Genomic DNA, 24,374 nt, shown 5'->3' with positions numbered 1-24,374 from the left:
TGTTACTGAGTGGTCCAGCGAGGCTGGTGGTTTTTGCTGAATTTGCTCGAATATACCATTACTTGCGTTTTAAGCACAGTCGAACACGTTTCTTTTTTGCACAAACTTAGACCTTCAGCCTATTGACTTAGATTAAGAGGGTATAAGTTTGTGTTGTTGAAGGTATTCAGTGGCATTTTTCTCAGATAAAGGCTTGGAGAAGAGATAGCCTTGGGCGATGTCGCATTGCAGTTTTTCGAGGTAACAAAGCTGCTGTTCGGTTTCAATTCCTTCAGCCACAACGGTCAATCCCATGGCTTTACCCATGGCGACCATCGCGCTAATAATGGCATCTTGTTTACCATCACCGATATTGGCAATGAAAGCCCGATCTATTTTTAGAATATCAATTGGGAACTCGGCGAGATAAGCCAGTGAAGAGTAGCCTGTACCAAAGTCATCTAGAGCGATATTGATATGGCGTTGTTTAATTTGATCCAGCAAGAGTTTGACGTTTTTTGAGTTTTCAATCAGTGAAGATTCAGTAATTTCCAGCTCTAAACTTTCCCCAGAAATCTGATAAGTCTGAATGGCATCATCTAGATCGGAAAGCAGTTGCCCACGTTGCAGTTGTTGAGCCACGACATTGACAGAAACACAAATGTTTTTGAAGCCAATGGAATTCCAGTAACTGATCTGTTCCGCTGTTTTGCGAATTACAATGCGTCCAATATCTGAAATCAGGCTGGTTTTTTCCGCCATTGGGATGAACAGTGCAGGTGGAATAATGCCTTTGGTGGGGTGATTCCAGCGTACCAAGGCTTCGAAGCCATAGACATGCTGATCTTTAAAATTGATCTTCGGCTGGTAATAGACGATTAACTCATCATTACGAATGGCTTGGCGTAAATCGCGTTCCAGATAAATCCCTTGCTCAAGCAATGCAGTATTGTCACTGGAATAATATTTAATGGTATGCCCACCTAAACGCTTGGCTTCAGTTAAGGCCTGTTCCGCACAATTATTCAAGTAGTCGAGTTGGCGACCATGTTCTGGGTAGAATGAAATCCCCATGGATACGGTAATAAAATGTTCTTGCCCAAACACATCGAAAGGTTCTGCAAAAGCTTCCTGTATCCGTTCACAATGCTGCTGAATGGAAGGGCGGATATGCGAAATCTCATAGACGATGGCAAAGTCATCGCCATTTAGATGCGCAAGGAACAGTGCTTCAGTATTGGTGAGACGTAGGCGCTGTGCGACTTGTCGTAAAAGCTCATCACCACCATTGTTGCTTAAGAATTCATTCAGTGGACGGAAACGGTCAATATTGAGTCGAATGACAGCCAGTTGCTGAATCGAATCTTGATGCGACACCAAGTATTGATGCAATTGATAGTTATAGTAAAAACGGTTGGGTAGATCGGTTAAAGTATCGTAGTTTTCCAGATAAGATAAACGCTGTTCTTGCAGTTTGCGTTCTGTTAAATCAGAAACAATGCCAATGTAGTTGATGACACGGTTATGCTCATCGTGAATGGCATTAATATGCAGCCATAAAGTCAACTCTTTGCCAGAGCGGAATTTCTCAGTCAGTTCACCGTCATATTCACCAGTGCGCTCTAATTGTTCAAGAATAGCATGCTGATTTTGTTGTTGATGAGACTTTTTGTTTGTCGTAATGGCAAACAGGTGTTGTCCCAAACAATCTTCTTTATTAAAGCCTGTAATTTTTTCATAAAAAGGATTTACATTTACATAATGTAAGTGCTTGTCTAGAATGAAAATGCCTTCGGCTGCTTGTTCTAGTACGCTGGCTGCAAGTTTTAAACGTTCCTGATCGGTCCGTTCGCGGTGAATATCGCGTTGTATACCGACCATGCGTAACGGCTTTTTATTGATTGGATCGCGCTCAATGACGCGACCAATATCATGCACCCATGTCCATTCATCAGTGTTTTGTTGTACGCGATACGTTGCTTCGTAACGGTCAGTTTCAGCACGAAGATGTTGTTTGAGTGCGGTCTTGAAGCCAAGTAAATCATCTGGGTGAATGATGTTTTGTAATTGAATACTATGCTCTTTAGAGTGTTTGCGTTTTTTCTGTTGTTGGTAATCATTGACCGAGATATGACGCTCTTTAATGTTCCAGTCCCAAGGTTTTAACCCTGCAATTTCATGGGCAAGATCTAAATTTTGTTTCTGATTTTCTAAGTTGAGGTTCATCTGTTCAATATCGAAAGTGCGTTCTTTAATCTTTTGCTCTAAAAGTTGGTTATTCTGTTGGAGCTGTAATTCAATTTCTTTGGATTTGTCCATCTCATTTTTTAATTGTACACATAAGTCTTCAGTCCAAGCCACTTGCTGTTCAGCATTTTTAATCAGTTGATTGTTCCGTAAAAACAAAGCAGACAAGCGCTTATGAATGCGGGTAGTGGAATTGGCGCAGAGCAGGATGACAATGAGCACAAAGTTGACGGTGAGATGGAAGAGTTGATTAATTTGGTCAGTCAGAATGAATTGAGAGACAAAGTAAGGAATGATAGAAGGAATAAAAATTAAGCAAAAATAGTCTAGACGTTGGGTCAAAAAGGTTAGGGCTAAGGTTTGTGTCACAATCAGCATTAAGGCGGATAAGGTTAATGCATGTACAGGTTCAAAATTTGGGTTGACTTCAGGCAAGTAGTAATAAATCAGGGTGATTCCAATTGCGATTAAACTGCCAACACTAATGCAAAGAAATTGTACCCAGCGATGCGCCTGAGAGACTTGATATTGTTCGGATTTAAACCAGAGTGCGGTGAGTAACCAAAACAGACTGACACAACATGCGGTCAGAAAAAACCAAATATTAAAATAAACGGAAAAGTGTGAAAAATTAAACTGATAAACGCAATAAACATATAAAAAAATGATGAGAATGCTGGCCAAAAATAATTGGATATGTCTTATGGAATTATGAATTTGCGCAGCGCGTAACTGCGGTCTAAGATTCGCATCTAAAAAATCTGGCATAACATTCATAACCTTATTTTTGTTTTGTTCTAGATACAGTATAGGTTATACGTTCCATTCATTTGTTTAGTCGTTTAATCAGATTACAAAATATTGAATCACATTTAGATTAATCAGGTTATTCATAAATATCAATCTAATCCATCTGTATTTTCATCATTTTAGAAAAACTATGGTCTAACATTGTAATTAAGGATAGACAATGCAACCACAGGTGCAGTTTCGGTACGCAATACACGTTCGCCAATACACCAGTTCATAAAGCCAACTTCATTTGCAGCCTGAATTTCAGCCTCACTCAAACCACCTTCGGGACCAATCAACAATGCAATGTTTTGACTGGCTTGCGTTAATGGATCGGTTTCATCTTTATTCGGTGCCAGCACAAGTTTAGTCGTTGGCAATTCAGACGCAAGCCATTTCTCTAAACTGAGGGGTGCAAGAATTTTTGGCACAATATTCATGCCGCATTGTTCACAGGCAGCAATCGCGATGCCTTGCCAGTGATCTAGTTTCTTTTGGTCGCGGTCATACTTTAAACGCATTTCACAGCGTTCAGAGGTTAACAGTTGAATCTCTGAGACGCCCAGTTCGACTGCTTTTTGAATGGCGTAATCCATACGATCGCCTTTACTCATGACTTGTCCGAGTAGGGTGCGAATAGCAGGAGTGCGATTGGCAGGATTAAAGGTCAGTACCTGAACAGTTGCTGATTTTTTTGCAACTTCGGTGAGTTCAACTCGGTATTCACCGCCTTGTCCATTGAACAAGGTAGCTTGATCACCAACTTGAGCGCGAAGTACTTTACACCAATGATGAAAAACGGTTTCAGTCAGTTCAATCTGGGTATCAACCGCTAATTCAGCTTCAATAAAAAAACGTGGCATAAAGTACAACTCGTCAAAGTCAGGATTAAACTAAACCAAGGTCAGTCACAAGCTGACGGGTTGGATCAGTGGTGTTCATGGTGTAGAAGTGCAAACTTGGCGCGCCGCCAGCCAGCAAACGTTCACAAAGTTTCACAACAACTTCATGACCAAAGGCTTTGATACTCGCGGTATCGTCACCATAAGTTGCCAATTGTTTACGAATCCAACGTGGGATTTCAGCACCCGTACCATCTGCGAAGCGAATCAGATTGCTGGCATTGGTAATCGGCATGATGCCTGGTGCAATTGGAATATTCACACCTTCTTTTTGAATGCGCTCTACAAAATAGAAGTAGGCATCTGGATTAAAGAAGAACTGGGTTAAACCAGCATTCGCACCAGCATTGGCCTTGTCGCAGAAACGTTTGATGTCTAAATCAAAGCTTTCAGCTTGAGGGTGCATTTCAGGATAAGCGGCAACTTCAATATGGAAGTGATCACCGGAATGTTCACGGATAAAGCGCACGAGGTCTGTTGCATATGGCAACTCGCCTAAACCGACTTGTCCAGAAGGTAAATCGCCACGTAAAGCGACAATACGGTCAATGCCTTGATCTTTATAGATGTCAAGTAATTCAGCAATGCGCGCTTTGTCATCGCCAATACAAGATAAATGTGGCGCTACTGGGGTGCCTTTACCATTGAATTCAGCAATCGCAGCAAGGGTGCGTTCACGAGTAGAACCACCAGCGCCATAAGTAATTGAGAAGAACTCTGGGTTTAATAACTGAAGTTCTTGGTGTACGACTTTAAGTTTTTCTGCGCCTGCATCAGTTTTGGTTGGGAAAAACTCAAAAGAAATAGGAACTTTTTTGCTCATCATCAAATCCTTTTTTATAAATGCTTTTTCTAATTTTTTAACCTCTCCTAAATCCTCTCTTTCACTGAGTTTAAAAGCGGTACTTTAAACTCGCTCAGGAGAGGACTTCCCTTGAAATTCATTAAGATAATGAATTTTCCCTCTCCCTAAGGGAGGGGGCTAGGGAGAGGGTATAAAAACTTAGTATTTATAAGCGTCAGATTTGAATGGACCTTCAACAGCTACACCTAAGTAGTCTGCTTGTTCTTGAGTTAATTGAGTCAAGACACCACCAAAACCAGCAACCATTGCCGCAGCAACTTCTTCATCTAATTTCTTAGGAAGCAGTTCTACACGAATCGCAGCTTGTTTTTGATCTTCAGCAAGATCAGCAAATTTTTCAGCGAACAAGTGCATTTGACCGAGTACTTGGTTAGCAAATGAACCATCCATGATACGTGATGGGTGACCTGTCGCGTTACCAAGGTTAACCAAACGACCTTCTGAAAGAAGAATGAGGTAGTCGCTGTCATTTTCTGAACGGTAAACTTGGTGTACTTGTGGCTTCACTTCAACCCATTTGTAACCACGTAAGTAGTTGGTGTCGATTTCAGTGTCAAAGTGACCGATGTTACACACCACTGCACCCGCTTTTAATGTATCTAACATTGCAGCGTCACATACGTGGTAGTTACCAGTTGTCGTTACGATGAGATCAGTATTTTGAAGAAGGTCAACATTGATGTCTTCTTTCTGGCCAGTTTGTACGCCATTTTTGTATGGAGATACAACTTCGTAACCGTCCATGCATGCTTGCATAGCACAGATAGGGTCAACTTCAGTCACACGTACAATCATGCCTTCTTGACGAAGTGATTGAGCAGAACCTTTACCTACATCACCATAACCAATCACAAGCGCACGACGACCAGATAAAAGCATATCTGTACCGCGTTTGATTGCATCATTCAGTGAGTGACGGCAACCGTATTTGTTGTCGTTTTTAGACTTGGTTACAGAGTCATTGACGTTGATTGCAGGAACTTTCAAAGTGCCATCACGAAGCATTTCATACAGACGTTGAACACCTGTCGTGGTTTCTTCAGTTACACCGTGGATTTTTGCAATTACTTCAGGATATTTTTCATGAACAAGTAATGTTAAATCACCACCATCATCCAAAATCATGTTGGCATCCCAAGGGGTACCATTGACATTGATTTGTTGTTCTAAACACCACATGTATTCTTCTTCTGTTTCGCCTTTCCAAGCAAATACAGGAACACCAGACGCAGCAATTGCGGCAGCAGCATGGTCTTGAGTCGAGAAGATGTTACAAGAAGTCCAACGAACTTCTGCGCCTAATTCAACTAATGTTTCAATTAAAACAGCAGTTTGAATGGTCATGTGGATACAGCCAAGGATTTTCGCACCTGCAAGTGGTTTTGCAGCAGCATAACGCTTACGAAGACCCATTAAAGCTGGCATTTCAGCTTCAGCAAGTTTGATTTCTTTACGGCCGTAATCAGCTAGATTGATGTCAGCAACTTTGTAATCTGTAAATGAAGCATTAACCGCGTTCATTACGATCTCCTTATAAAAACAAAAATTGATCATTATGTTCGCGGATGCCGTTGTTGATTAGAACGAGCGTCTAACCGAATCGTCGAGCCTAGCGATCTTACATTTAGTACCTGTAAGAAAGTCGCAGCATCCCTCGACTGCGGGCTATTGTACTTGGATTTATCTTGAGTTCCAAATGTAATTTGTACATTATGAAACCGTATAATTTATAGAATGTTAATGAGAAATTGATGATGAAGTTTGGAAGTGTTGATATTCCAGTAAATTTGATTAAATCATTACAAGAAAACAAGGTGATTATCTTTGCGGGTGCTGGTGTTTCGATGGGATCGCCTGCCAATCTTCCCGACTTTATTACTTTAACTCGCAAAATATTAAACTTAGATGAGCTTGAAAAATTTGATAATCCAGATCAGAAACTTGGTGAAGGCTTTGATCAAGGAGTAAGAATTCATGAGCAATGCATAAGAGTTTTAAATCAAGGTACACCAGAGCCAACAAAGTTGCATCATGACATTTTCAAACTTTTTCCTAAAAAGCCACGTATTATTACAACAAACTTTGACCTTTTATTTGAAACAGCTTTTAAAAATCTAAATCCTGATGGTGTAATCAACAAATTTAATGCGCCAGTATTTCCGTTAGGGAACAATATTGAAGGTGTTATTTATTTACATGGCAATGTAACTGAACCAAGTTCAATGGTCTTATCAGACTCTGACTTTGGAAGAGCATACCTTTCTGAAAGTTGGGCAAAAAGATTATTAACCGATGCTTTCTTAAATTACGATTTTATATTCATTGGATATTCTTATAACGATACGATTCTAAAATATTTAACTCGTTCTTTACCTAAAAATAGGAAATCTAGACTCTATGCTTTTGCAAATATTGAAGATGGAAATATTCAGCAGGTTAATCATTGGAAATCGTTAGGGATAGAGCCTCTGATTTATCAAAAAGAAAATGGAACGCATCTACAATTACCAGAAGCCGTAGAAAAAATTGCACATTTTTTAAATTTAAGTATTTCTAGTTATGAAGAATTTATTTGTTCTAAAGTTATAGAGTATGAGCAGAATCAATTAGAGGATGCTAAAAATTATGTAAAGTTCTTTTTAACATCAGATGATGCTTATAAACATTTTTTTAAAGTTGCAAAACCTGAAGTTTGGTTAAAAAAAATAAAAGAAGATCGGTCTTTATTTGATGCAGTAATGAAACATGAAGATGAATTCTTTCAGTGGGCTGTATGCTACTTAGATCAACATAGTGATGAATTGATGGAGTTGATCATTCAATATTCGAATTTAAAGAACAATCAGAATTTATTATGGAGAATATTTAGAAAATTAGATGATTCTCAAGAAAAAAACTGCTATTGGAAGTGGTTTTTATTTTTGGAAAAGGATTTATATGCCCAGAACAACTTGCATAACGGAGTGCATTCGTGGGTTTGTAAAAAGCTAATTGATTTTGATTTAATTAAAGAGTTTGGGCGTGCATTTGAAGCTTATTTGAGTATCCAAATTAAACCTGAAATTCAATTTTCTATAAGTGAATATGAGTTTTTTTCTATAATTGAACGAGTTAAAGGAAACAGATTTTTTTATCACCAGACAATCCAAATTTTAATAAATAAGGTAGAAGAATATGACAATATTTTAACGTTGTATGGCAAACAAAAAATACATACATTATGGACAAAGCAAGAAATTTGGGAAAAAGATAAAAATTACAGTACAGAGCTAGATTATGACTTGGTTGATGGCATTGTAGATTTGTTTTCGGAAGAAAAGTTATCTAATGATATTGTTAATCATTTTTCAAAAGAGTGTCTATCTTCAAGCAGTATCTTGCTAAAGCGACTTGGAATTTATTTATTGAGTCAGTTTAGTTCTTATGATGCGGATTTTATTTACAGCTTAATCAACTTGAAGATTGATTGGTTCGATATAGAATTTAAGGCGGAAGTTTTTAAATTTTTAGAATTGCAGTACAAAAAATTATCAGATGCCAGAAAATTGGAAATCATTACACAAGTTAAGAATAATGAAAATTTTAGTAATTACACAAAATTCGAATGGTATGCTTGGATTATAAGAAATGATCCTGATTATTCTTTAGCTCAGGAAGAGTATGATTTGGTAATATCGAATAATTCTTATTTTGAGTTAGATGATAAACCATACTTATCTTTCCGTTCATCAGGGGGATATTCTGTAATTAATATTTCTCCTTTTGATGTAAATGAAATTCAAGCTAGAAATGATTATATTTGGTATGTAGCATTATTGGAGTATAATTTTTATCAACCTTCATTTAACGGTGGTAATGATTTAGGGTATGTTGGTCTTTGGCAAGAAATTGAAAAAGCAGAACCTAAGTGGCTACTAGATTTTATTAATTTTGCGATAGAAGCCACCCCTGAGCATCCACTTATTGAGAGAATTCTAATAAGGGCGAAAAGTTGGCAATTTGATCAAACAGTGCACAAAAGTTTTTTTGTCACTTGTCAGTCGATCATACGGTTGAAGCATGACCAGAAGTTATATGCACTTGCAGATTTTTTACATGATCTACATAACATAGATTACTACCTAAAAGACTTAAAAAAATATAGTGAGTGGATAGAGGTAGCTGAAATAATCCTTAATTTAAATCAAAACCAAGGATCTTCTGTTTCAGGTGATGTTGATAAATTTACTCTTAGTCTAAATAGTGTGAATGGCTTTTTGGCGTGGTTCATAATCAAGTTATACGAGCTTTCTAAAGACGAAATAGGAATACAAAAAGAATGTGAGATATTTATAAAGTTTTTAATTACTAAAGATAGCGAAGGTTATGGGGTAATCAGGTTTATGAGTTGCTACTCGTTTATTAAGCAACGCAATTCATTGTTTGCTCAAAAAGAGTTATTTCCACTTCTCTTGTCAACTGATAGCAAAGTTCAATTACAAGCCTGGAATGGATTTCTAAGAAATGCACACTTGGAGTTTGCAGAATTCAGAGAAATTAATAGAGAGTTCTTTAGTATATTACAATGTGCTTTAAATCATAATGATAAGAAACTTATTCAAGGTTTAACAGAATTATATGTATATAGTATTTATTTTGAATATCATGAAGATTCAATTAAGTCTTTAAGGAAATTACAGAGATTAGAAAACCAAGAAATTACTGAACAAATTTTAGATACAGTACGGAAAATTTTGCCTAAAGAAAATGATATTGAGAAAGTTTGGTCATGGTTGGGAGAGTATATAAAGGATCGAATAAATCAAGTTAATCAGCTATTAACTAAAAATGAAATTTCGAAAATTTGGTATTTGTTGACTGATCATTCAGCCATTATTGTTAATTTGAAAGAGATTGTTGTACAACTTCCTTTTAAGGAGGAGTGGGTTGGATTTTTACATGATATGTCCAGAAATCATGTAGATCTTGTTTTAGGTCAGGAAAGTTTGTGGTGTGAGATTCTAGGTTTCTATCTTGATAATCAAGATGATCGAATCACTGGCTTGATTTATGATGATGAAAGAAATTTTTTAAAATCACTCATTGATTATGATGATGAGACTATTCTTCAAACTGCATTATCAAAAAAAGGGATTCGGCTTTAATAAATCTTAATTTTTGAGATAGTTTTGTATATCATCCGCCCATTACATCTTGAGATCAAACCTATGGCTTTAGAGATTCCTGATTCGTTACTGAATCTAGAAGCAAACTGTGGTGTCTTTGCGGTTTGGATGTTGTTGCAACATCATGGCGTGCATGTCGATATGAATGAGCTGATCAAGTTATGCCGACATGATCATCAAGATGGCACGTTTACCATTGCTTTAGCGGTTGCCTTAAAGAAGATTGGATTTAAGGTCTCTTTCCATACAGACCCAGATCCGAATATTGACCGTACCGAAAGACAAAGCTATAGCGAGGCGAAAGCGTTGCGCATCCCGATTGAGCCTGCCTTGAGTTATGCGCAAATTCAGTCGCAAATTAAGCAGGGAAAAATGGTGATTGTGTACTACGATACACTGGATGAAGTCGGTAATCAGTCCTTGGTCTATTCCATTGATGATCAGGAAATTTGTTTCTTTGATAATTTTGAGCCGATGCCTGCACAAGTATTTGAGCAACAACGTAAAGCCGAAGGCATCTGCCGACAAGCGATCGTGATTGATGATCGTGAAGTTAAACTGCAATCAACGATGTTGAACTAATTGAGTTGAATTTGGGCTTTATCTATTCAATTAAGACGCTGAATAGATAAAGTCATCTTGTTGTGTAGATTTGAATAGTTTGAGAGAAGCGTACTATTTTATCTGATTCTCAATCATCGGGTGACTTGTAGTGTATTGAAGAATTACAACATAGAACAAGGAAGAATAAGATGAAATGGGGCTATGCTTTAGGTCTATTCTGTATCTGTGCTTTGGTCAATGCCAATGACAGTACAGGCTTTGTGGGAACAGGTGGAATTGAGTATATCCATAACCCCAATATTTCAATGCAAAGCGAAGACTTATTTATTAGTAAAAAACAGATTCGGGTGGATTATCAATTTAAGAATCTGACTTCTCGAGACATTACCGAAACGATTCTATTTCCTTTACCTCGAGTCGGTAGCTCAAGAGAAAGTGATTTTGCACATACTGACCAATTGCTGCAAAGCTTTAAAGTACAGGTGAATGGAAAGGACATTCAACCACAGCAACATGTACGCGCTTTTTTACCTAAATTGACTACGCGGGGTGAAATTAATAGGGAGGCTGATCCTGTTGATGTGACCGCTGCTTTAAAAAAATGTGGCTTTACTGAACGCGATTTAATATATCCATGGAGTATGCAGCAGAATGTTGATTACAGTCAGCGCATACATGCCTGTAAAGATCCTCAAGTACAGCAGCTATTAAAACCATATCAAACTGACGATGAGATTTATTGGGAAGCGCAGATGATTTATAGCTGGCAGCAGACCTTTAAAGCCAATACCATCACCCGTATCCAACATCAGTATCGACCTTTAGTGGGAGGCTCGGTGTCGCTGTATCCCGCTGAAGATGAAAAAGCCTATTGTATGGATTCAGCTTTCAAAGCAGGTTTACGTAAGGCACAGGCACAACATGCGCCGTATAGTGCACTGAGTTATATCCTGACCACAGGTGCGAACTGGGCTAAACCCATTGCAGATTTTAAACTCACGGTTGAACGTGATGCTGGGGAATTGGTGTCTTTCTGTTGGGATGGTAAAGTACAAAAAATCAGTCCAACCCGCTTTCAAATGTCGAAAAAGAATTTCAAGCCGAAACAGGATTTGAATATTATTTTTGTGAATACGCAATTGCGATTTGAATAAAAAGCCCATGCTGAACATGGGCTTAAAATGAATTGAGCTTAGCTGAATTGTTGGGCCTTGAGTGACCATTCATCTGCTTTGGCTTCATCGACGTCAACGCCCAAACCATGCTCATAGATACAGGCCAAATCACGCATGGCTTGTACTTCGCCTAACTCCGCAGCTTGCTGTACTAAGGCAACAGACTTGGCAACATCTTTTTCTACGATATTACCGCGGCGGTAAAAACCAGCTAATTCTAAAATTGCAGCAGGATGATTCAAGGCACTGGCTTGTTTGAGCCAGTGATAGGCATGTTCAAAATAAGTGTTGGCTTCGGTCGGATCTTCTTCAAGCAGTTCTTTGGCATAGACCACATAGCCTTCACCTAGCCAGTACATGGCTTCCACATGACCATTGCCCGCAGCCTTGAGCGCCCATTCTTCGGCACGTTCAATATCCTGCTCATCTTCACTTTCCATGTAGAGATTGGCTAATTCAAACTGAGCTTCGGCATTACCTGCACTTGCTCGATTAATCAGTTCCGCAGAAATAGAGGGAAGACGAGACATAACAATTCCATTCACAAGCAATAAAAAAGCCAATCCGAAGATTGGCTGGGAGATTATAACTGAAAATTCGAGATGATTGTGTAGCTTTAAAACAGAAGAAATCCTGCGGTGATTACTGTGAGTCCGATCAGTAGGTAAGCGAGACTTTTTATTTTATCGGAGTAGTAACTCAGCATGAGCCCAATCAGTAAAGCTGCGAAAGTTAAGACACCAACCCAATAGCTGAGCATGCTGCTGATTTTTCCTGAAAGCAGACAAATCACGAGGCTGATCAATAAGAGTAGCCAACCCGAGATAGCAGCAATACGGCTTTGAGCAGGATGAAGCTCGCGATTAAAAATCTGTTTCTGGTGCTTCGTCATGGCACTTGCTAAAGCGGTGAATGCCAAACTGGAGATTGACCAAATCAAGAGAAAAAAGCTCATGGACTGATCTCCTGTGGTTTTTGCGGCACTTTCTTCGGTTTTGCCACCACGCCTTTGTGCTGCTTAACTTTGCGATACGCCAGATAAAAAATTCCTGCCAATACCCAAGTCATTAAATCGAAACTGGCAATCATCCATTGACTATTGGCAATGCTATGCCACAGTGGTTGTCCACCTGTAACAACATTCAGAACGGGTAAGCCTGCATACACAAGGCTGCTGAAGAACAGCAGTTCGAGCCATGCTTGGCGATGGTTACGGAACATCGCATAGAGGAGGCTGAATAGCCATGCCATCAAGAAACTGCGGATTTCCCATTCGGCACGCGCTTCTAACTGCAAAGGCAATAAGCGATTGGCATAGAAATATGCAGCACACGCAAGAGGTAAGCCAATGATGGCGGCAATATTGGTGACTTCGACTAAGCGATAGCTAAATGATTTATAACCTTGCTTTTGTTGTTGAGGGGCACGTTTTACACACCACAAAATTAGTCCTGTCGCGACCATTAAGGTGCCTAAAACCCCTGAGCCGAACAGTAACCAGCGTAAGCTTAGGTCTAAGCCACGCGCTTCGTGTAATACGGTCACCACATTGTAAATCCCCATGGGAACTGAGGTGCGGTAAGCTGTTTGCGGGTCTGTGGTATTTTCTCCAGTAACTCCATTAAATTGAAAACTCGGCATGATATTCCGGGCAATGACACTTTCAGCATACAGCGCTTTAATTTCGACTGTGGCATCTGTGGTGTTGGGTGCAATGATTTGGATGGAACCGATCGAATTGCTTTGCCATTGTGCAGCGGCATAATTTAACATCGGGGTGAGGTCTGCCAGTGCTGCGGCTTGACTTGGTTTTTCATGGTGCTCACGGGGTCCATGTTCGCCATGACCTTGTCTCCCACGGCCAGATGAGGGTTCACCTGAACGGACTTGCATATTTTGTTGTTCAGATGGATTGGTTGCTGTACGAGGATGCTGATGCATTCCTGCATTTTGTGCTGAAGGCTCAGGAGAGCGTGTTTCAGATTGAGGTTTAGCGGGCTGAGCATTGGTTTGTGGACGTAAATCTTTTAAAAAATCCTGCCGATCTGAATAGACCTGATTGATTCCCCAAGGCATCAGCATGAACATTAACAGGAGCAAACCGCTAAAGGTGATCATGATGTGAAAAGGCAGGGCAAAGACGGCTGTGGCATTGTGAGCATCAAGCCATGAGCGTTGTCCCTTACCTGAACGGAAGGTGAAAAAGTCTTTAAAGATTTTTTTATGGGTAATTACACCACTGACGATTGCAACCAACATCAACATGGTGGCAAAACCGACCAGCCAGCGCGTCCAGAGTCGGGGTAATCCATACAATTCAAAATGGAAGCGATATAAAAAATTCCCGCCACGCGTGTCGCGTGCAGTTAAGACTTCACCCGTTTGGATGTCTAGGCTGATCCGTTCACCGCCGCGCCGTGCATGCGGGTCTTCACCTTGTTTGCGAACAATCAGTTCGGTGGTGGTTTGGCGTGAATTCGGTAATAGCATCATCCAGCTTGCCGCATCAGGATAGTTTTTTTGCAGATAATTTAAGGCAATTTGAGTCTGTTGGATCTGGGTATTATTGGCTACCGACTGATGTAACTCAGGTTTCATCCAGACCGTAATTTCATTCTGAAAAAAACTCAGCGTGCCTGTCACAAAAATCGCATACAGTAACCAGCCTAAAATCAGACTAGCCCATGTATGCAACCATGACATCGATTGGCGTGGGCCTTCAGTTTTATAATCTACACGCATTTCAAGCCCCTAAGTACAGTGTGATTGCCCAGAACAGGAGGCAGGGTAAGACAATGCCGAGCGTGGCTTTTAAGGTTTTGTGTACCATGAACACCCAAATAAAAGCAGCACAATGCATGCTAAACGCCAGCAAAGTTGCACTCATGACAGCGGCTGCACGATATTCACTGAAGGCTTGTGCGACAGCCATTGCTGTGAGGGATGCCAAGGCATAACCACCAACAATCGCCAGCAAGAAACGATAGAACACCATAAAGCGATATTTAAGTAAGCTAAGGTCTGAATGCTGGAGTTTTTTCGGTTTCCCCACAGCCAGAGAAGCTGTAAGTGAATTTGCAGGATTGGAGTTATTCATGGTAGGGGCTAAAGTTAGTTATGTAATTTAATATTAATGCAAATGATAACAATTATTATTAATAATTAAAACCAGCAATCTAAAATTAGCTGACAAGTTATTTATTTTTGAGAGAAAGGTGAGCAGTTAAACAGTTAGGCAATGATTTAAAAATACGTTGAATGGAAATGACATCATCACTTGTGAATCAGGCATTAACTCCTTCAAAATGGGATTAAATACATGCGATTCATAATAGGAATGAGACGTGCTGAAATTAATTTATTATGTACCTGAAAGTCATTTAGACGCGACCAAACAGGCCATTTTTGCAGCTGGTGCTGGGGGCATCGGCAATTATGAACACTGTGCATGGCAAGTTTTAGGCACAGGGCAGTTCAAGCCTGTACAGGGGGCAAATCCATTTATTGGACAACTGGACAGTTTAGAACAAGTACCTGAGTGGCGTGTGGAAACCATTGTTCCAGAAACACAGGCGAAGATGGTGGCGCAAGCGCTTAAAGCGAGTCATCCTTATGAAGAACCTGCTTTTGAATTTATTCAAATTCTGGATATTATTTAGCCCAAATAGATTTCCAAACTGAAAATTAGATACACGGAAATGTCATCTGCAATTGTTCGAGGCTGGATAAATTATGAAAAAAATGTTTCTGCGAAGTACTGAGATATAGATGGGTATCAGCCGAGTTTTGCAGATCTTGCGCTGCTATAGTCGCACCTCAGGTTTTGCCTACTTTTCCCGAAAGAAAAGTAGGTCAAACCGAAGGTTAGTTTCACAATTAAAATTTTCTTGAAAAGATTCTAGTGAGAAAATGCTTTAAACCTTCTGAATAAATAATTCACGATCAAAACGGTACTGTGGAAAAAATACACCGTCTTTGGCACGTTCACCTGCACCAATCACCATGACTGGATATTGCTGATCATTCAGCTTTAAGATTTTTCGAACCATTGGTTCATCAAAACCTTCCATCATACAACTGTCAAACCCATAGGCACGTAAGGCTAAAACCAGATTCTCACAGGCCAGAGCTGTAGTTTTAGTTGCCCATAATTTTGCATCGGCAGGGTTAAACGCCGTCACAGGCAATTGTTTGTCAAAGGTACGCACCAACTTAAATGCAACTTTTTTGACATTGCCCAAGGTGTTGAAGTATCCCGTTTTATAATTGTAGGGAATCACCCGATAATATTTTTGTACCGCGGGTGGCGTTTCGGGGAAAGGAAATTCACTGATATTGCGCTTCGCCATGTCATCCAGACGATCTGTACGTGCAATACAGACAATCAGTTCAGCCGCAGTTTTGGCTGCCAATTGATTTAAACAGGCTTTGACCAATTGCTTTTTCTTGGTTGGACTTTGAACCAGATAAAAAGTCCACGGTTGTAAATTGGAAGAGTTGGGTGCGAGCAGTGCCAAATCTAAACAGGCATCTAATACCTCACTTGGAATGGCACGCTTAGTAAATTTTCTGACGGAACGTCGACTTTCGATGACCTTGCGAAAATTGGCAACATCAATATCTTGCGGAGCAGGTTCGTAATAGCGCGGTTTGCCTGATTCATCAGGAAGGAATTGGGGTTGATCTGGATTAGTCATAATTGGAATTTATAAAGTGAAGTTGTGTTGTTTTCAGCATATAACGCGGAAGCTTTAGCTGTTGTTGTATTTGGGTGAGCCAAAACAAAAGGGGCAAATTGCCCCTTTAGATACTCAATTAGTTAAATTGAGAAAAATCAGGTTTACGTTTTTGCATAAAGGCAGCTACGGCTTCCATCATCTCTGGTGAGCCAACACGGTCCATGAAGATTTCAGCTTCGTGGTCAATCCAAGCCACAATTTCATTGACATTGTGCTTCATCAGGCTTTTAGATTGAACTAAAGAAGCGAGCGGTAACGCAGACAATTGTGCAGCTTTCTTGGCAGCTGTCGCATAAACATCATCTTCAATACTATTCACAAGGTTTGCAGAAACAGCAGTTGCACTATCAAATTTTTGCGCAGTGAGCAGCAATTCTGAAGCTTTTAGGTAGCCCGCTTGCTGAACCAATAATTTGCTTGAAGCCCCTTCAGGTGATAAACCTAGGCTTACAAATGGAATTTGAAAGAGTGCCGTATTGTCGCTATAGACCAAATCGCAATGTAAAAGTATCGTTACCCCAATGCCAATCGCCACACCACGCACTGCAGCAATTAAGGGTTTTGAAAACTTGGCAGCAGATTTAAGGAGAATAAATGGAGGACCTTCAGATGCAGGTGCTTGGCCTTTTTGCGCAGCAGATTTCATAAAGTCCTGCATGTCATTTCCTGCAGTGAAATCGGCGTCTTCACCACGTAAAATCACCACGCGTACATCTTTAGATTGATCCGCTTCATCAAGGGCCTTTGCAATCCATAGATACAATTCACCATACAGTGCATTTTTTGCTTTTGGGCGGTTCATGGCTAAAGTCAGAATACCGTTGTCTAAATTTGCATTTAAATGTTCATGTGGTTGTTGAATACAACTGAGTGTCATCGTACTATCCTTGCTTTAAAATTTAGTTAAATTTTATGTGCCATTATGTCGTATCTTGATGAAGAAGGGTGCTACTGATGAGTTCATAAAAAAGTTCATGTCCTATGAAACATACATTTGATTATCTGGTTTTTATTGGTCGTTTTCAGCCGTTCCACTTGGCACATATGCGGACTATTCAAATCGCACTGGAACTGAGTGACGCTGTGATTTTGGCTTTGGGTTCTGCACAAATGGAACGCAATATTAAAAATCCATTTACCGCCCAAGAACGCGAACAGATGATTTTATCGAATTTTTCTGAGGAAGATGCAGCGCGTATTCGTTTTGTGCATGTGATTGATGTTTATAACGATAAAAAATGGGTCAATCTGGTGAAAACCTTGGTGGCCAATGTGGTTCAACCTGAACATAAGGTGGGATTGATTGGTCATTTTAAAGATGAATCTTCTTATTATTTAGAACTGTTTCCAGAATGGGAAATGGTGGAAATTGATAGTTTGGAAGATGCAATGTCGGCGACGCCAATGCGGGAAGCCTTTTACCGTGGTGAAATTTGGGAAGACCGATTTCCTCAAGGAACAATTGAGTTTTTACAAAAGTTCAAGCAAAGCGCGATTTATCAACAATTACAACACAAATACCAGACCCAAGATAAAAGCAATCTTGAGTAAAATAAGGTTTCATCTCCTCTGCTGAGGAATGGACATGAACACCAGTGCTGTTAATCATCAAATCTCGCATAGACCGCATGTTTTTTGGATGTACTCCTGTGTCTTTGTCATGTCTATGCAGGTTGCCCAAGCGGGTGTATGGCATCTCACCTCCGATTCCGAAGTCGGCTTTCATATTGATTCTTTTGGGGTAACTTTTGCCAAAGGACAATTTGAACAAGTTCAGTCGACCATGCAGTTTGATCTAGAACAACCTGAACGTGCCAATGCTCAGGTGGTACTGGATATCAACAGTATCAGCATGAGTAAGCCTTCCTTGAAAGCCATGGTTTTAGGTCCAGATTTGTTCTATGTAGACAAATATAAAACAGCCACTTTTAAAAGTACCCAATTTAAAACGCTCGGTAATGATCGCTACCAAATTCTAGGCAATTTAACCCTACGTGGGGTGACCCGTCCCATTACGTTTGATGCCAAATTAACGCCACATTCCGAGCATCCAGACCTGCTCAATGTCGAAGCGCATACCATCATTCGCCGCAGTGATTTTGGAATGAAAAAAGCCATGGGTGGTATTGGGGAAAAAGTGAATATTCAGGTGATTGGGCAGTGGAAAAACAGCGACTAAGCACTTTGTATTCTCTGTACTACAGGTGTTTCAATTAAAAAGAAGTATTCATTTGCTGGTTCATATAGCTTGGCGCTTTGTCAATAATATCGCGTGTCAGTTGTGCCAACGACGGGGATTGCTGTTTCCAGTGATGCCAGTACAACTGAATATTGATATGCGCATCGGGTAAAAGCTCCACCCATTCTCCTGTTTGTAGGCGTTGCCCAATTTGATAATCAGGCACCATGCCAAATCCCAAACCATATTCAATTGCTTCAATAAAAGCGGTGGAGGATGGAATAAAGTGGTGTGGATAGCTCTCGACCGTTAAGCCAAATTTTTCCAAAATCATATCGGTATGTAGATGGTCTTTATCATTATAAATCACGGCTGGCGCCATTCTTAAACTTTGACGATTTAAACCTTGCGTAAACCAGCGTCGAGTGAATTCAGGGGTCGCCACCATTCGATAATTCATGCTGCCCAAACGTGTTGCAACACAGCCTTTCATGGCGTGTTGCTCCGTAGAAATGCAGGCACTCACCAAACCTGCCGCAAGTAAATGATGGGTTTGCGTTTGATCATCGACCTTGAGATGTACCACAATTTTTTCACGTAACAGAGTTTCACGTATCGCTCGCAGTAACCACGTGGCGAGGGAGTCATCATTGCTGGCAATATTGAGTTGGTAGAATTGCGATTCGTGGGTTTGCCCCGTTAATTCCTGTAACAGGTTTTGTTCTAATCGCCTTGTGTGCTGCAAATAGTGCAATAACGATAAGCCTGCCTGAGTAGCGCGGCAAGGACGTTCCCGTACAATCAGTAAATGACCTAAAGATTTCTCCAGACTTTGCACGCGCATGGTCACTGCCGAAGCAGTGATGCATAAACGTTCGGCTGCCAAGTCAAAACTGCCTGTTTCAGCGACAGCTAAGAAGGCGTCACATTGTTTACTATTCAGCATGGAGAAGCTCAGGTCTAATCATTAGTCATGCTGATAATCTAAGATAAATTGAGTTAAATTGATATTTTTTTAGTTTTATTTAGTTGAATAAAAAATCCTTGATAATGCGATGAAGCAAAAAATCTGAGTGGAAAAATCATGCTACAAACGTATTTACAAGGGATCGCGATAGGTATGAGTCTGATCGTGGCGATTGGGGCGCAAAATGCGTTTGTTTTAAAACAGGGTTTAAAGCAACAGTCTGTATTTTGGGTCTGCTTCGTTTGTGCATTGTCCGATTCTATTTTAATTCTTCTAGGGATTACGGGTTTTTCTGTGGTGCTTCAGCATTACCCTGAAGTGCTGGGTATGGCAAAGTGGGCAGGGGCGTTATTTTTATTTTGGTATGGCTTTCAACATTTGCTTGCTGCATTTAAATCGAATCAGGGTTTACATGCAGCACAGCAGAATGAGACTAATTTGGGTCAAATCTTGTTGGTGTGTTTGGCTTTAACTTGGCTGAATCCGCATGTGTATTTAGATACCGTGGTGTTGATCGGTTCTATTTCAACTCAATTTGAGCACAGCAAACTTTATTTTGCTTTAGGCACCATCACGGCATCTTGGTTATTCTTTTTTAGTTTGGGCTACGGGGCACGACTATTAACCCCAATTTTTGAAAATCCGAAGGCATGGAAAGTTTTGGATGGATTGATTGCCCTGATTATGTGGAGTATTGCGCTGTCATTAATTGTGGATGCATAAGTATAAAAGCCGCTACGTTGAATGAAAACGATAGCGGCTTTATTGATTAAGCTTGTAGAGCTTTTAAGTCTGCAAGCACTTGCTCAGCATGTCCCGCTGCTTTAACTTTGCGATATTCTTTAACGAGTTTACCGTTATGGAAAATAAAGGTTGAGCGTTCAATGCCCATCACTTGTTTGCCATACATATTCTTTTCTTTAATGACATCAAAGTGTTTGCACAGGACTTCTTCTTTATCACTGATCAGGTTAATGCTGAGCGATTGTTTTGCGGTGAAGTTTTGGTGCGCTTTGACCGAGTCACGAGAAACCCCAAAGATGGTGGTATTCAGCGCATCAAACTGGTCTTTTAAACAAGAAAAGCCAACTGCCTGAGTGGTACAGCCAGGCGTTGAATCTTTCGGATAGAAATACACAATCAGCCATTCAGTTGGGACTTCAGTTAAGTTGACTTCACCTGTGGTGGTCGGGAAAATTTGATTTGGAAGTTGGATGCTATCCGTCATGGTTTATCCTTCAATCTGGTGTTGTTCTAGTTCAAGCGGTAAAAAGGCGTAGTTTTCGTGATAGAGAATATCACCTTTCACAATATTCAGGGCATGTTGGAAAATAGGGCCATCAATTACGGTGGTGTGAAACTCACCCGCTTCACCGCAAGGGTCAATCCCTCGGTCTACAAGTTGTTGAATATAGTCCAGTGTCAGGACTTGTCCCAAATCTTCAACTTTCATGCCTAAGTTTAAATTAACCGTGACAATGATGCTTTGAAATCCAAGTGAGATAAATTCCTGCACAATCTCGAGGCGCGGGCGCTGCCAAAGCGGCATGCATAAACTGAGCTGGCTTTTATCACATACTGACTGATTCCATTCTGCATGCGCCATCAAATCAATATCACCTGTCACCAAAGTCTCTGCACCTAAGGCTTGGGCTTTTTGCAAGAGTTGAATGAAATGACTTTCATAATCTTGCCAAGTCGCCGAAGCCGTGAAGATGGGGAGTCCAATCGCCTTGGCCTGCGCATGAATGATGTCGAGTGACATGCCATGTGAGCGTGACTTTAAACCTTGTTCTTCCAGCATCACAATCAGCGCAACTGCTTCGCCCATTTGCATGGCTTGGTAGAGTGCAAGGCTGCTGTCTTTACCGCCACTATATGAGGCGACAAATTTTTGACCTTGAGCATTGGTATTCCATTCAACAAGCATAGTTTAGCTCTTTCAATTTTATGGCATAGAAAAAGCCTGCATAAAGCAGGCTTGATTCACGGTTCACGAATTATTTTTTCGCTTGCGCGTTTTTCATTGCTTCTTCAGTTAAAGACTTTAATTTAGTGGTTAACTGAGGACCAAAGCAGGCTTGTAAGTCTTTGTTTTGCTTTTGAACGAAAGCAAGTGTACTCGGACTTTTCTTTTGGTTAATGGTGCTTTGAATTTCCCATTTTTGCGCATTGGTTAATTTACCGTCTGCTTCCACTGCACAAGTACAGTATTTGCTTACTTCAGCACTTGATAATTTATTACCTTTGGCTGTTTCTTCTTTACAAACATTAATTAACGCAGATTTTACATTGGTGCTTTTATACGCTTCTTGTAGTTTGTTCGATTCAGCAGCATGTGATGCAGTTGCAAACAATGCAGCTGCTGAAACCAATGTAGAAAGAATAATGTTTGATTTTAAATTTTTCATAAACTGTACCCTGTTATTACGGTATATAACGTGTTGGGTCTGCTACGCCTGCATCTTCAAAGCCTTGTTTGCGTAAGCGGCAGCTGTCGCATTTACCACAAGCACGTCCTTGGTCATCTGCTTGGTAGCAAGACACCGTTTGACTATAGTCTACGCCATGTTCAATACCTAAGCGAATGATATTTGCTTTGGATAAATGTAACAGAGGTGTTTCAAATTTAAGAGGTTTTCCTTCCACACCCACTTTGGTTGCCAAGCGTGCCATGTTAGCAAAAGCTTCAATATATTCTGGGCGGCAGTCAGGATAGCCTGAATAATCAACGGCATTCACGCCAATTACAATCGCTTCAGCACCAAATACTTCAGCAGCAGCTAGGGCATATGACAAGAAAATCGTGTTACGTGCTGGAACATAAGTTACAGGAATACCTTCTTGCAGCTGTTCTGGTACATCAATACTGTGGTCAGTTAAGGCTGAACCACCTAAGTTACTTAAATCAATATTAATAATACGATGTTCAACACCAGCACGTTGCGCTAAGGCTTTTGCAGCATCAAGTTCTGTGGTAGAGCGTTGACCATACATGAAGCTAATCGCCATGCATTCATAACGTGCTTGCGCCCAAGCTAAACAAGTAGTTGAGTCTAAACCGCCAGATAACAAGACTATGGCACGAGTGCGCATATGTGAATCTCCTAAATATCTAAAAGCAATTAACGACCAGTTTCATCGTTCCACAACAGTTTATGTAGCTGGAGCTGGAAACGAACAGGGAGATGGTCTTCTAAAATCCATTGCGCTAAGTCACGCGCAAGTTGAGGTAAGCGCGCAGCACCTTTTTCTACAGCAAAAGCAGGGGAGAACCAAACGGTACTGACTTTATCCTGTAGTTGATACTGGGCAAGCTGTTGTTTTGACCATTCATAGTCTTCACGGTTACAAATCACGAATTTAATCTGATCATGCTGAGTTAAGTGATCAAGGTTAGACATTAAATTACGTTGTTCTTCACCTGAAGTTGGAGTTTTAAGGTCTAAAACTTTGGAAACACGCGGGTCGACTTTAGACACATCTAAAGCACCGCTGGTTTCTAATGATACCTCACAGCCTAAATCGGCAAGACGGGTCATTAAGGGTAATGCATTCGGTTGAGCCAGTGGCTCGCCACCTGTGACACACACATACGGTGTTTTAAAGTCCAGCGTGGTTTGAATAATCTGTTCGAGCGATTGGCGCTCGCCACCTTCAAACGAGTAGGTGGTATCACAATAAGTACAACGTAACGGACAGCCCGTTAAACGGATAAATACCGTTGGAAGTCCTGCTGTATTGGCTTCACCTTGTAATGAATAGAAAATCTCCGTGATGCGTAAGCCCGCAGCCGGATCAGAAACAGGAATAGCCGAAGATCGGAGAGTATTCATAGCACAAGATAACCACAAGATAGAAAAATAAAAATCTCTACGATCATGACTGATCGTAGAGACCGAAAAGCATTTTGAAAAATTAGTCTTCGCGTAATAATTCGTTCAAGCTCGTTTTCGCACGAGTTTTCGCGTCAACTTTTTTCACGATAATTGCAGCATATAAGCTGTAAGTACCGCATTTAGAAGGAAGGCTACCAGAAACAACAACAGAACCTGCTGGTACGCGACCATAGTGGATTTCGCCAGTTTCACGGTCATAAATCTTGGTTGATTGACCAATGAATACACCCATTGAAATAACAGAACCTTCTTCAACAATTACGCCTTCAACGATTTCAGAACGTGCACCGATGAAGCAGTTGTCTTCAATAATGGTCGGGTTCGCTTGTAAAGGCTCTAATACACCACCGATACCTACGCCACCAGACAAGTGAACGTTTTTACCGATTTGTGCACATGAACCTACAGTTGCCCATGTATCAACCATTGTGCCTTCATCTACATAAGCACCAATGTTGACATAAGATGGCATTAACACCACGTTTTTCGCTTGGAAGCTGCCTTTACGTGCAACTGCTGGTGGCACAACACGTACGCCAGCAGCTTTGAACTGTTCTTCAGTCCAACCAGAGAATTTAGTGTCAACTTTGTCGTAGAAACGAAGATCACAAGACTCAATTGGCTTGTTGTCGTTCAATTTGAACGATAACAACACTGCTTTTTTAAGCCATTGGTGAACAACCCATTCACCGTCGATTTTTTCAGCAACGCGTAATGTACCGTTGTCTAAACCAGCAATCGCCTGTTCAACTGCATCACGAATTTCAGCAGAGCAATCCGCTGCTGTGAAATTAGCGCGGTCTTCAAAGGCTTGTTCGATAATTGTCGAAAGCTGAGACATGATCTTCCTTCCAAAAAAATTTTGAAGATTTTACACTATATTTGCCCCAAAATAGATGAA

Annotated in this window: 24 protein-coding genes; 7 read left to right on the top strand and 17 right to left on the bottom strand. The window is 40.5% G+C overall.

What is annotated here, in order from left to right; genetic code table 11:
• Positions 1 to 132: 132 nt before the first annotated feature.
• From GWK51_RS08955 to ahcY, 4 genes are all read right to left on the bottom strand, one after another.
• The gene (locus GWK51_RS08955; protein ID WP_161933442.1) at positions 133 to 2,994 is read right to left on the bottom strand and encodes a putative bifunctional diguanylate cyclase/phosphodiesterase; all 2,862 of its coding nucleotides are present in this window, start codon (positions 2,992 to 2,994) and stop codon (positions 133 to 135) included.
• A gap of 170 nt (positions 2,995 to 3,164) precedes the next feature.
• Entirely contained in the window at positions 3,165 to 3,881 is a 717-nt protein-coding gene (locus GWK51_RS08950; protein WP_161933441.1) for a 16S rRNA (uracil(1498)-N(3))-methyltransferase, read from the bottom strand.
• 25 nt (positions 3,882 to 3,906) lie between these two features.
• On the bottom strand, positions 3,907 to 4,743 hold the full coding sequence (metF, locus tag GWK51_RS08945; RefSeq protein ID WP_161933440.1) for a methylenetetrahydrofolate reductase [NAD(P)H]: 837 nt from the start codon (positions 4,741 to 4,743) through the stop codon (positions 3,907 to 3,909).
• Positions 4,744 to 4,923: 180 nt separating this feature from the next.
• Complete coding sequence (ahcY, locus tag GWK51_RS08940) at positions 4,924 to 6,306, bottom strand: adenosylhomocysteinase (protein WP_161933439.1); 1,383 nt, start codon at positions 6,304 to 6,306, stop codon at positions 4,924 to 4,926.
• Positions 6,307 to 6,536: 230 nt separating this feature from the next.
• On the opposite strand from ahcY, the gene GWK51_RS08935 reads away from it, so the two are divergent.
• From GWK51_RS08935 to GWK51_RS08925, 3 genes are all read left to right on the top strand, one after another.
• On the top strand, positions 6,537 to 9,929 hold the full coding sequence (locus tag GWK51_RS08935) for an SIR2 family protein (RefSeq protein WP_161933438.1): 3,393 nt from the start codon (positions 6,537 to 6,539) through the stop codon (positions 9,927 to 9,929).
• 63 nt (positions 9,930 to 9,992) lie between these two features.
• On the top strand, positions 9,993 to 10,532 hold the full coding sequence (locus tag GWK51_RS08930) for a cysteine peptidase family C39 domain-containing protein (RefSeq protein ID WP_161933437.1): 540 nt from the start codon (positions 9,993 to 9,995) through the stop codon (positions 10,530 to 10,532).
• Positions 10,533 to 10,702: 170 nt separating this feature from the next.
• Positions 10,703 to 11,668, top strand: a complete 966-nt coding sequence (locus GWK51_RS08925; protein WP_161933436.1) for a DUF4424 family protein — start codon at positions 10,703 to 10,705, stop codon at positions 11,666 to 11,668.
• Between the two features lie 38 nt (positions 11,669 to 11,706).
• On the opposite strand, the gene GWK51_RS08920 is transcribed toward GWK51_RS08925, so the two are convergent.
• From GWK51_RS08920 to GWK51_RS08905, 4 genes are all read right to left on the bottom strand, one after another.
• Complete coding sequence (locus GWK51_RS08920) at positions 11,707 to 12,219, bottom strand: tetratricopeptide repeat protein (RefSeq protein WP_161933435.1); 513 nt, start codon at positions 12,217 to 12,219, stop codon at positions 11,707 to 11,709.
• A gap of 86 nt (positions 12,220 to 12,305) precedes the next feature.
• Complete coding sequence (locus GWK51_RS08915; protein WP_161933434.1) at positions 12,306 to 12,644, bottom strand: DUF3325 domain-containing protein; 339 nt, start codon at positions 12,642 to 12,644, stop codon at positions 12,306 to 12,308.
• Positions 12,641 to 14,431, bottom strand: a complete 1,791-nt coding sequence (locus GWK51_RS08910; protein ID WP_161933433.1) for a PepSY-associated TM helix domain-containing protein — start codon at positions 14,429 to 14,431, stop codon at positions 12,641 to 12,643. The genes GWK51_RS08915 and GWK51_RS08910 overlap by 4 nt, the downstream gene beginning before the upstream one ends.
• A gap of 1 nt (position 14,432) precedes the next feature.
• Positions 14,433 to 14,786: a hypothetical protein gene (locus GWK51_RS08905; RefSeq protein WP_161933432.1), complete on the bottom strand. Its 354-nt coding sequence runs from the start codon at positions 14,784 to 14,786 to the stop codon at positions 14,433 to 14,435.
• 247 nt (positions 14,787 to 15,033) lie between these two features.
• On the opposite strand from GWK51_RS08905, the gene GWK51_RS08900 reads away from it, so the two are divergent.
• Positions 15,034 to 15,348: a YqfO family protein gene (locus GWK51_RS08900; RefSeq protein WP_161933431.1), complete on the top strand. Its 315-nt coding sequence runs from the start codon at positions 15,034 to 15,036 to the stop codon at positions 15,346 to 15,348.
• A gap of 255 nt (positions 15,349 to 15,603) precedes the next feature.
• Here the strand turns inward: GWK51_RS08900 and GWK51_RS08895 are convergent, their stop codons facing one another.
• Both GWK51_RS08895 and GWK51_RS08890 read right to left on the bottom strand, forming a co-directional pair.
• Positions 15,604 to 16,386: a nitroreductase family protein gene (locus GWK51_RS08895; RefSeq protein WP_161933430.1), complete on the bottom strand. Its 783-nt coding sequence runs from the start codon at positions 16,384 to 16,386 to the stop codon at positions 15,604 to 15,606.
• Positions 16,387 to 16,504: 118 nt separating this feature from the next.
• Positions 16,505 to 17,305 (bottom strand): enoyl-CoA hydratase-related protein, encoded by an 801-nt coding sequence (locus GWK51_RS08890; RefSeq protein ID WP_100241338.1) that lies wholly within the window; start codon positions 17,303 to 17,305, stop codon positions 16,505 to 16,507.
• A 104-nt stretch (positions 17,306 to 17,409) separates the two neighbouring features.
• Between GWK51_RS08890 and GWK51_RS08885 the strand changes: the two genes are divergently transcribed.
• A complete protein-coding gene (locus GWK51_RS08885) occupies positions 17,410 to 17,979 on the top strand; it encodes a nicotinate-nicotinamide nucleotide adenylyltransferase (RefSeq protein WP_161933429.1) in 570 nt (189 codons plus the stop codon).
• 88 nt (positions 17,980 to 18,067) lie between these two features.
• Complete coding sequence (locus GWK51_RS08880; RefSeq protein ID WP_161933706.1) at positions 18,068 to 18,607, top strand: YceI family protein; 540 nt, start codon at positions 18,068 to 18,070, stop codon at positions 18,605 to 18,607.
• A gap of 34 nt (positions 18,608 to 18,641) precedes the next feature.
• On the opposite strand, the gene GWK51_RS08875 is transcribed toward GWK51_RS08880, so the two are convergent.
• On the bottom strand, positions 18,642 to 19,553 hold the full coding sequence (locus GWK51_RS08875) for a LysR family transcriptional regulator ArgP (RefSeq protein WP_161933428.1): 912 nt from the start codon (positions 19,551 to 19,553) through the stop codon (positions 18,642 to 18,644).
• Between the two features lie 138 nt (positions 19,554 to 19,691).
• On the opposite strand from GWK51_RS08875, the gene GWK51_RS08870 reads away from it, so the two are divergent.
• Positions 19,692 to 20,297, top strand: coding sequence for a LysE/ArgO family amino acid transporter (locus GWK51_RS08870; RefSeq protein WP_100241335.1), 606 nt, complete (start codon positions 19,692 to 19,694; stop codon positions 20,295 to 20,297).
• A gap of 46 nt (positions 20,298 to 20,343) precedes the next feature.
• Here GWK51_RS08870 and GWK51_RS08865 read toward each other — a convergent pair whose 3' ends face one another.
• The 6 genes from GWK51_RS08865 to dapD all read right to left on the bottom strand — a co-directional run bounded on the left by GWK51_RS08865 (position 20,344) and on the right by dapD (position 24,314).
• On the bottom strand, positions 20,344 to 20,802 hold the full coding sequence (locus tag GWK51_RS08865; protein ID WP_161933427.1) for a peroxiredoxin: 459 nt from the start codon (positions 20,800 to 20,802) through the stop codon (positions 20,344 to 20,346).
• 3 nt (positions 20,803 to 20,805) lie between these two features.
• The gene (locus GWK51_RS08860) at positions 20,806 to 21,504 is read right to left on the bottom strand and encodes a Dph6-related ATP pyrophosphatase (protein WP_161933426.1); all 699 of its coding nucleotides are present in this window, start codon (positions 21,502 to 21,504) and stop codon (positions 20,806 to 20,808) included.
• 70 nt (positions 21,505 to 21,574) lie between these two features.
• Positions 21,575 to 21,985, bottom strand: a complete 411-nt coding sequence (locus GWK51_RS08855) for a hypothetical protein (RefSeq protein ID WP_100241332.1) — start codon at positions 21,983 to 21,985, stop codon at positions 21,575 to 21,577.
• A gap of 16 nt (positions 21,986 to 22,001) precedes the next feature.
• Positions 22,002 to 22,670, bottom strand: a complete 669-nt coding sequence (gene queC, locus GWK51_RS08850; protein WP_100241331.1) for a 7-cyano-7-deazaguanine synthase QueC — start codon at positions 22,668 to 22,670, stop codon at positions 22,002 to 22,004.
• A 29-nt stretch (positions 22,671 to 22,699) separates the two neighbouring features.
• Positions 22,700 to 23,410, bottom strand: a complete 711-nt coding sequence (gene queE / locus GWK51_RS08845) for a 7-carboxy-7-deazaguanine synthase QueE (RefSeq protein ID WP_142768205.1) — start codon at positions 23,408 to 23,410, stop codon at positions 22,700 to 22,702.
• A gap of 82 nt (positions 23,411 to 23,492) precedes the next feature.
• Positions 23,493 to 24,314, bottom strand: coding sequence for a 2,3,4,5-tetrahydropyridine-2,6-dicarboxylate N-succinyltransferase (gene dapD, locus GWK51_RS08840; RefSeq protein ID WP_100241329.1), 822 nt, complete (start codon positions 24,312 to 24,314; stop codon positions 23,493 to 23,495).
• Positions 24,315 to 24,374 lie beyond the last annotated feature (60 nt).

This window comes from Acinetobacter kanungonis, from assembly GCF_009939195.1.
Taxonomy (GTDB): Bacteria; Pseudomonadota; Gammaproteobacteria; order Pseudomonadales; family Moraxellaceae; genus Acinetobacter; species Acinetobacter kanungonis.
This window is presented reverse-complemented; position numbering and strand designations above follow the sequence as displayed.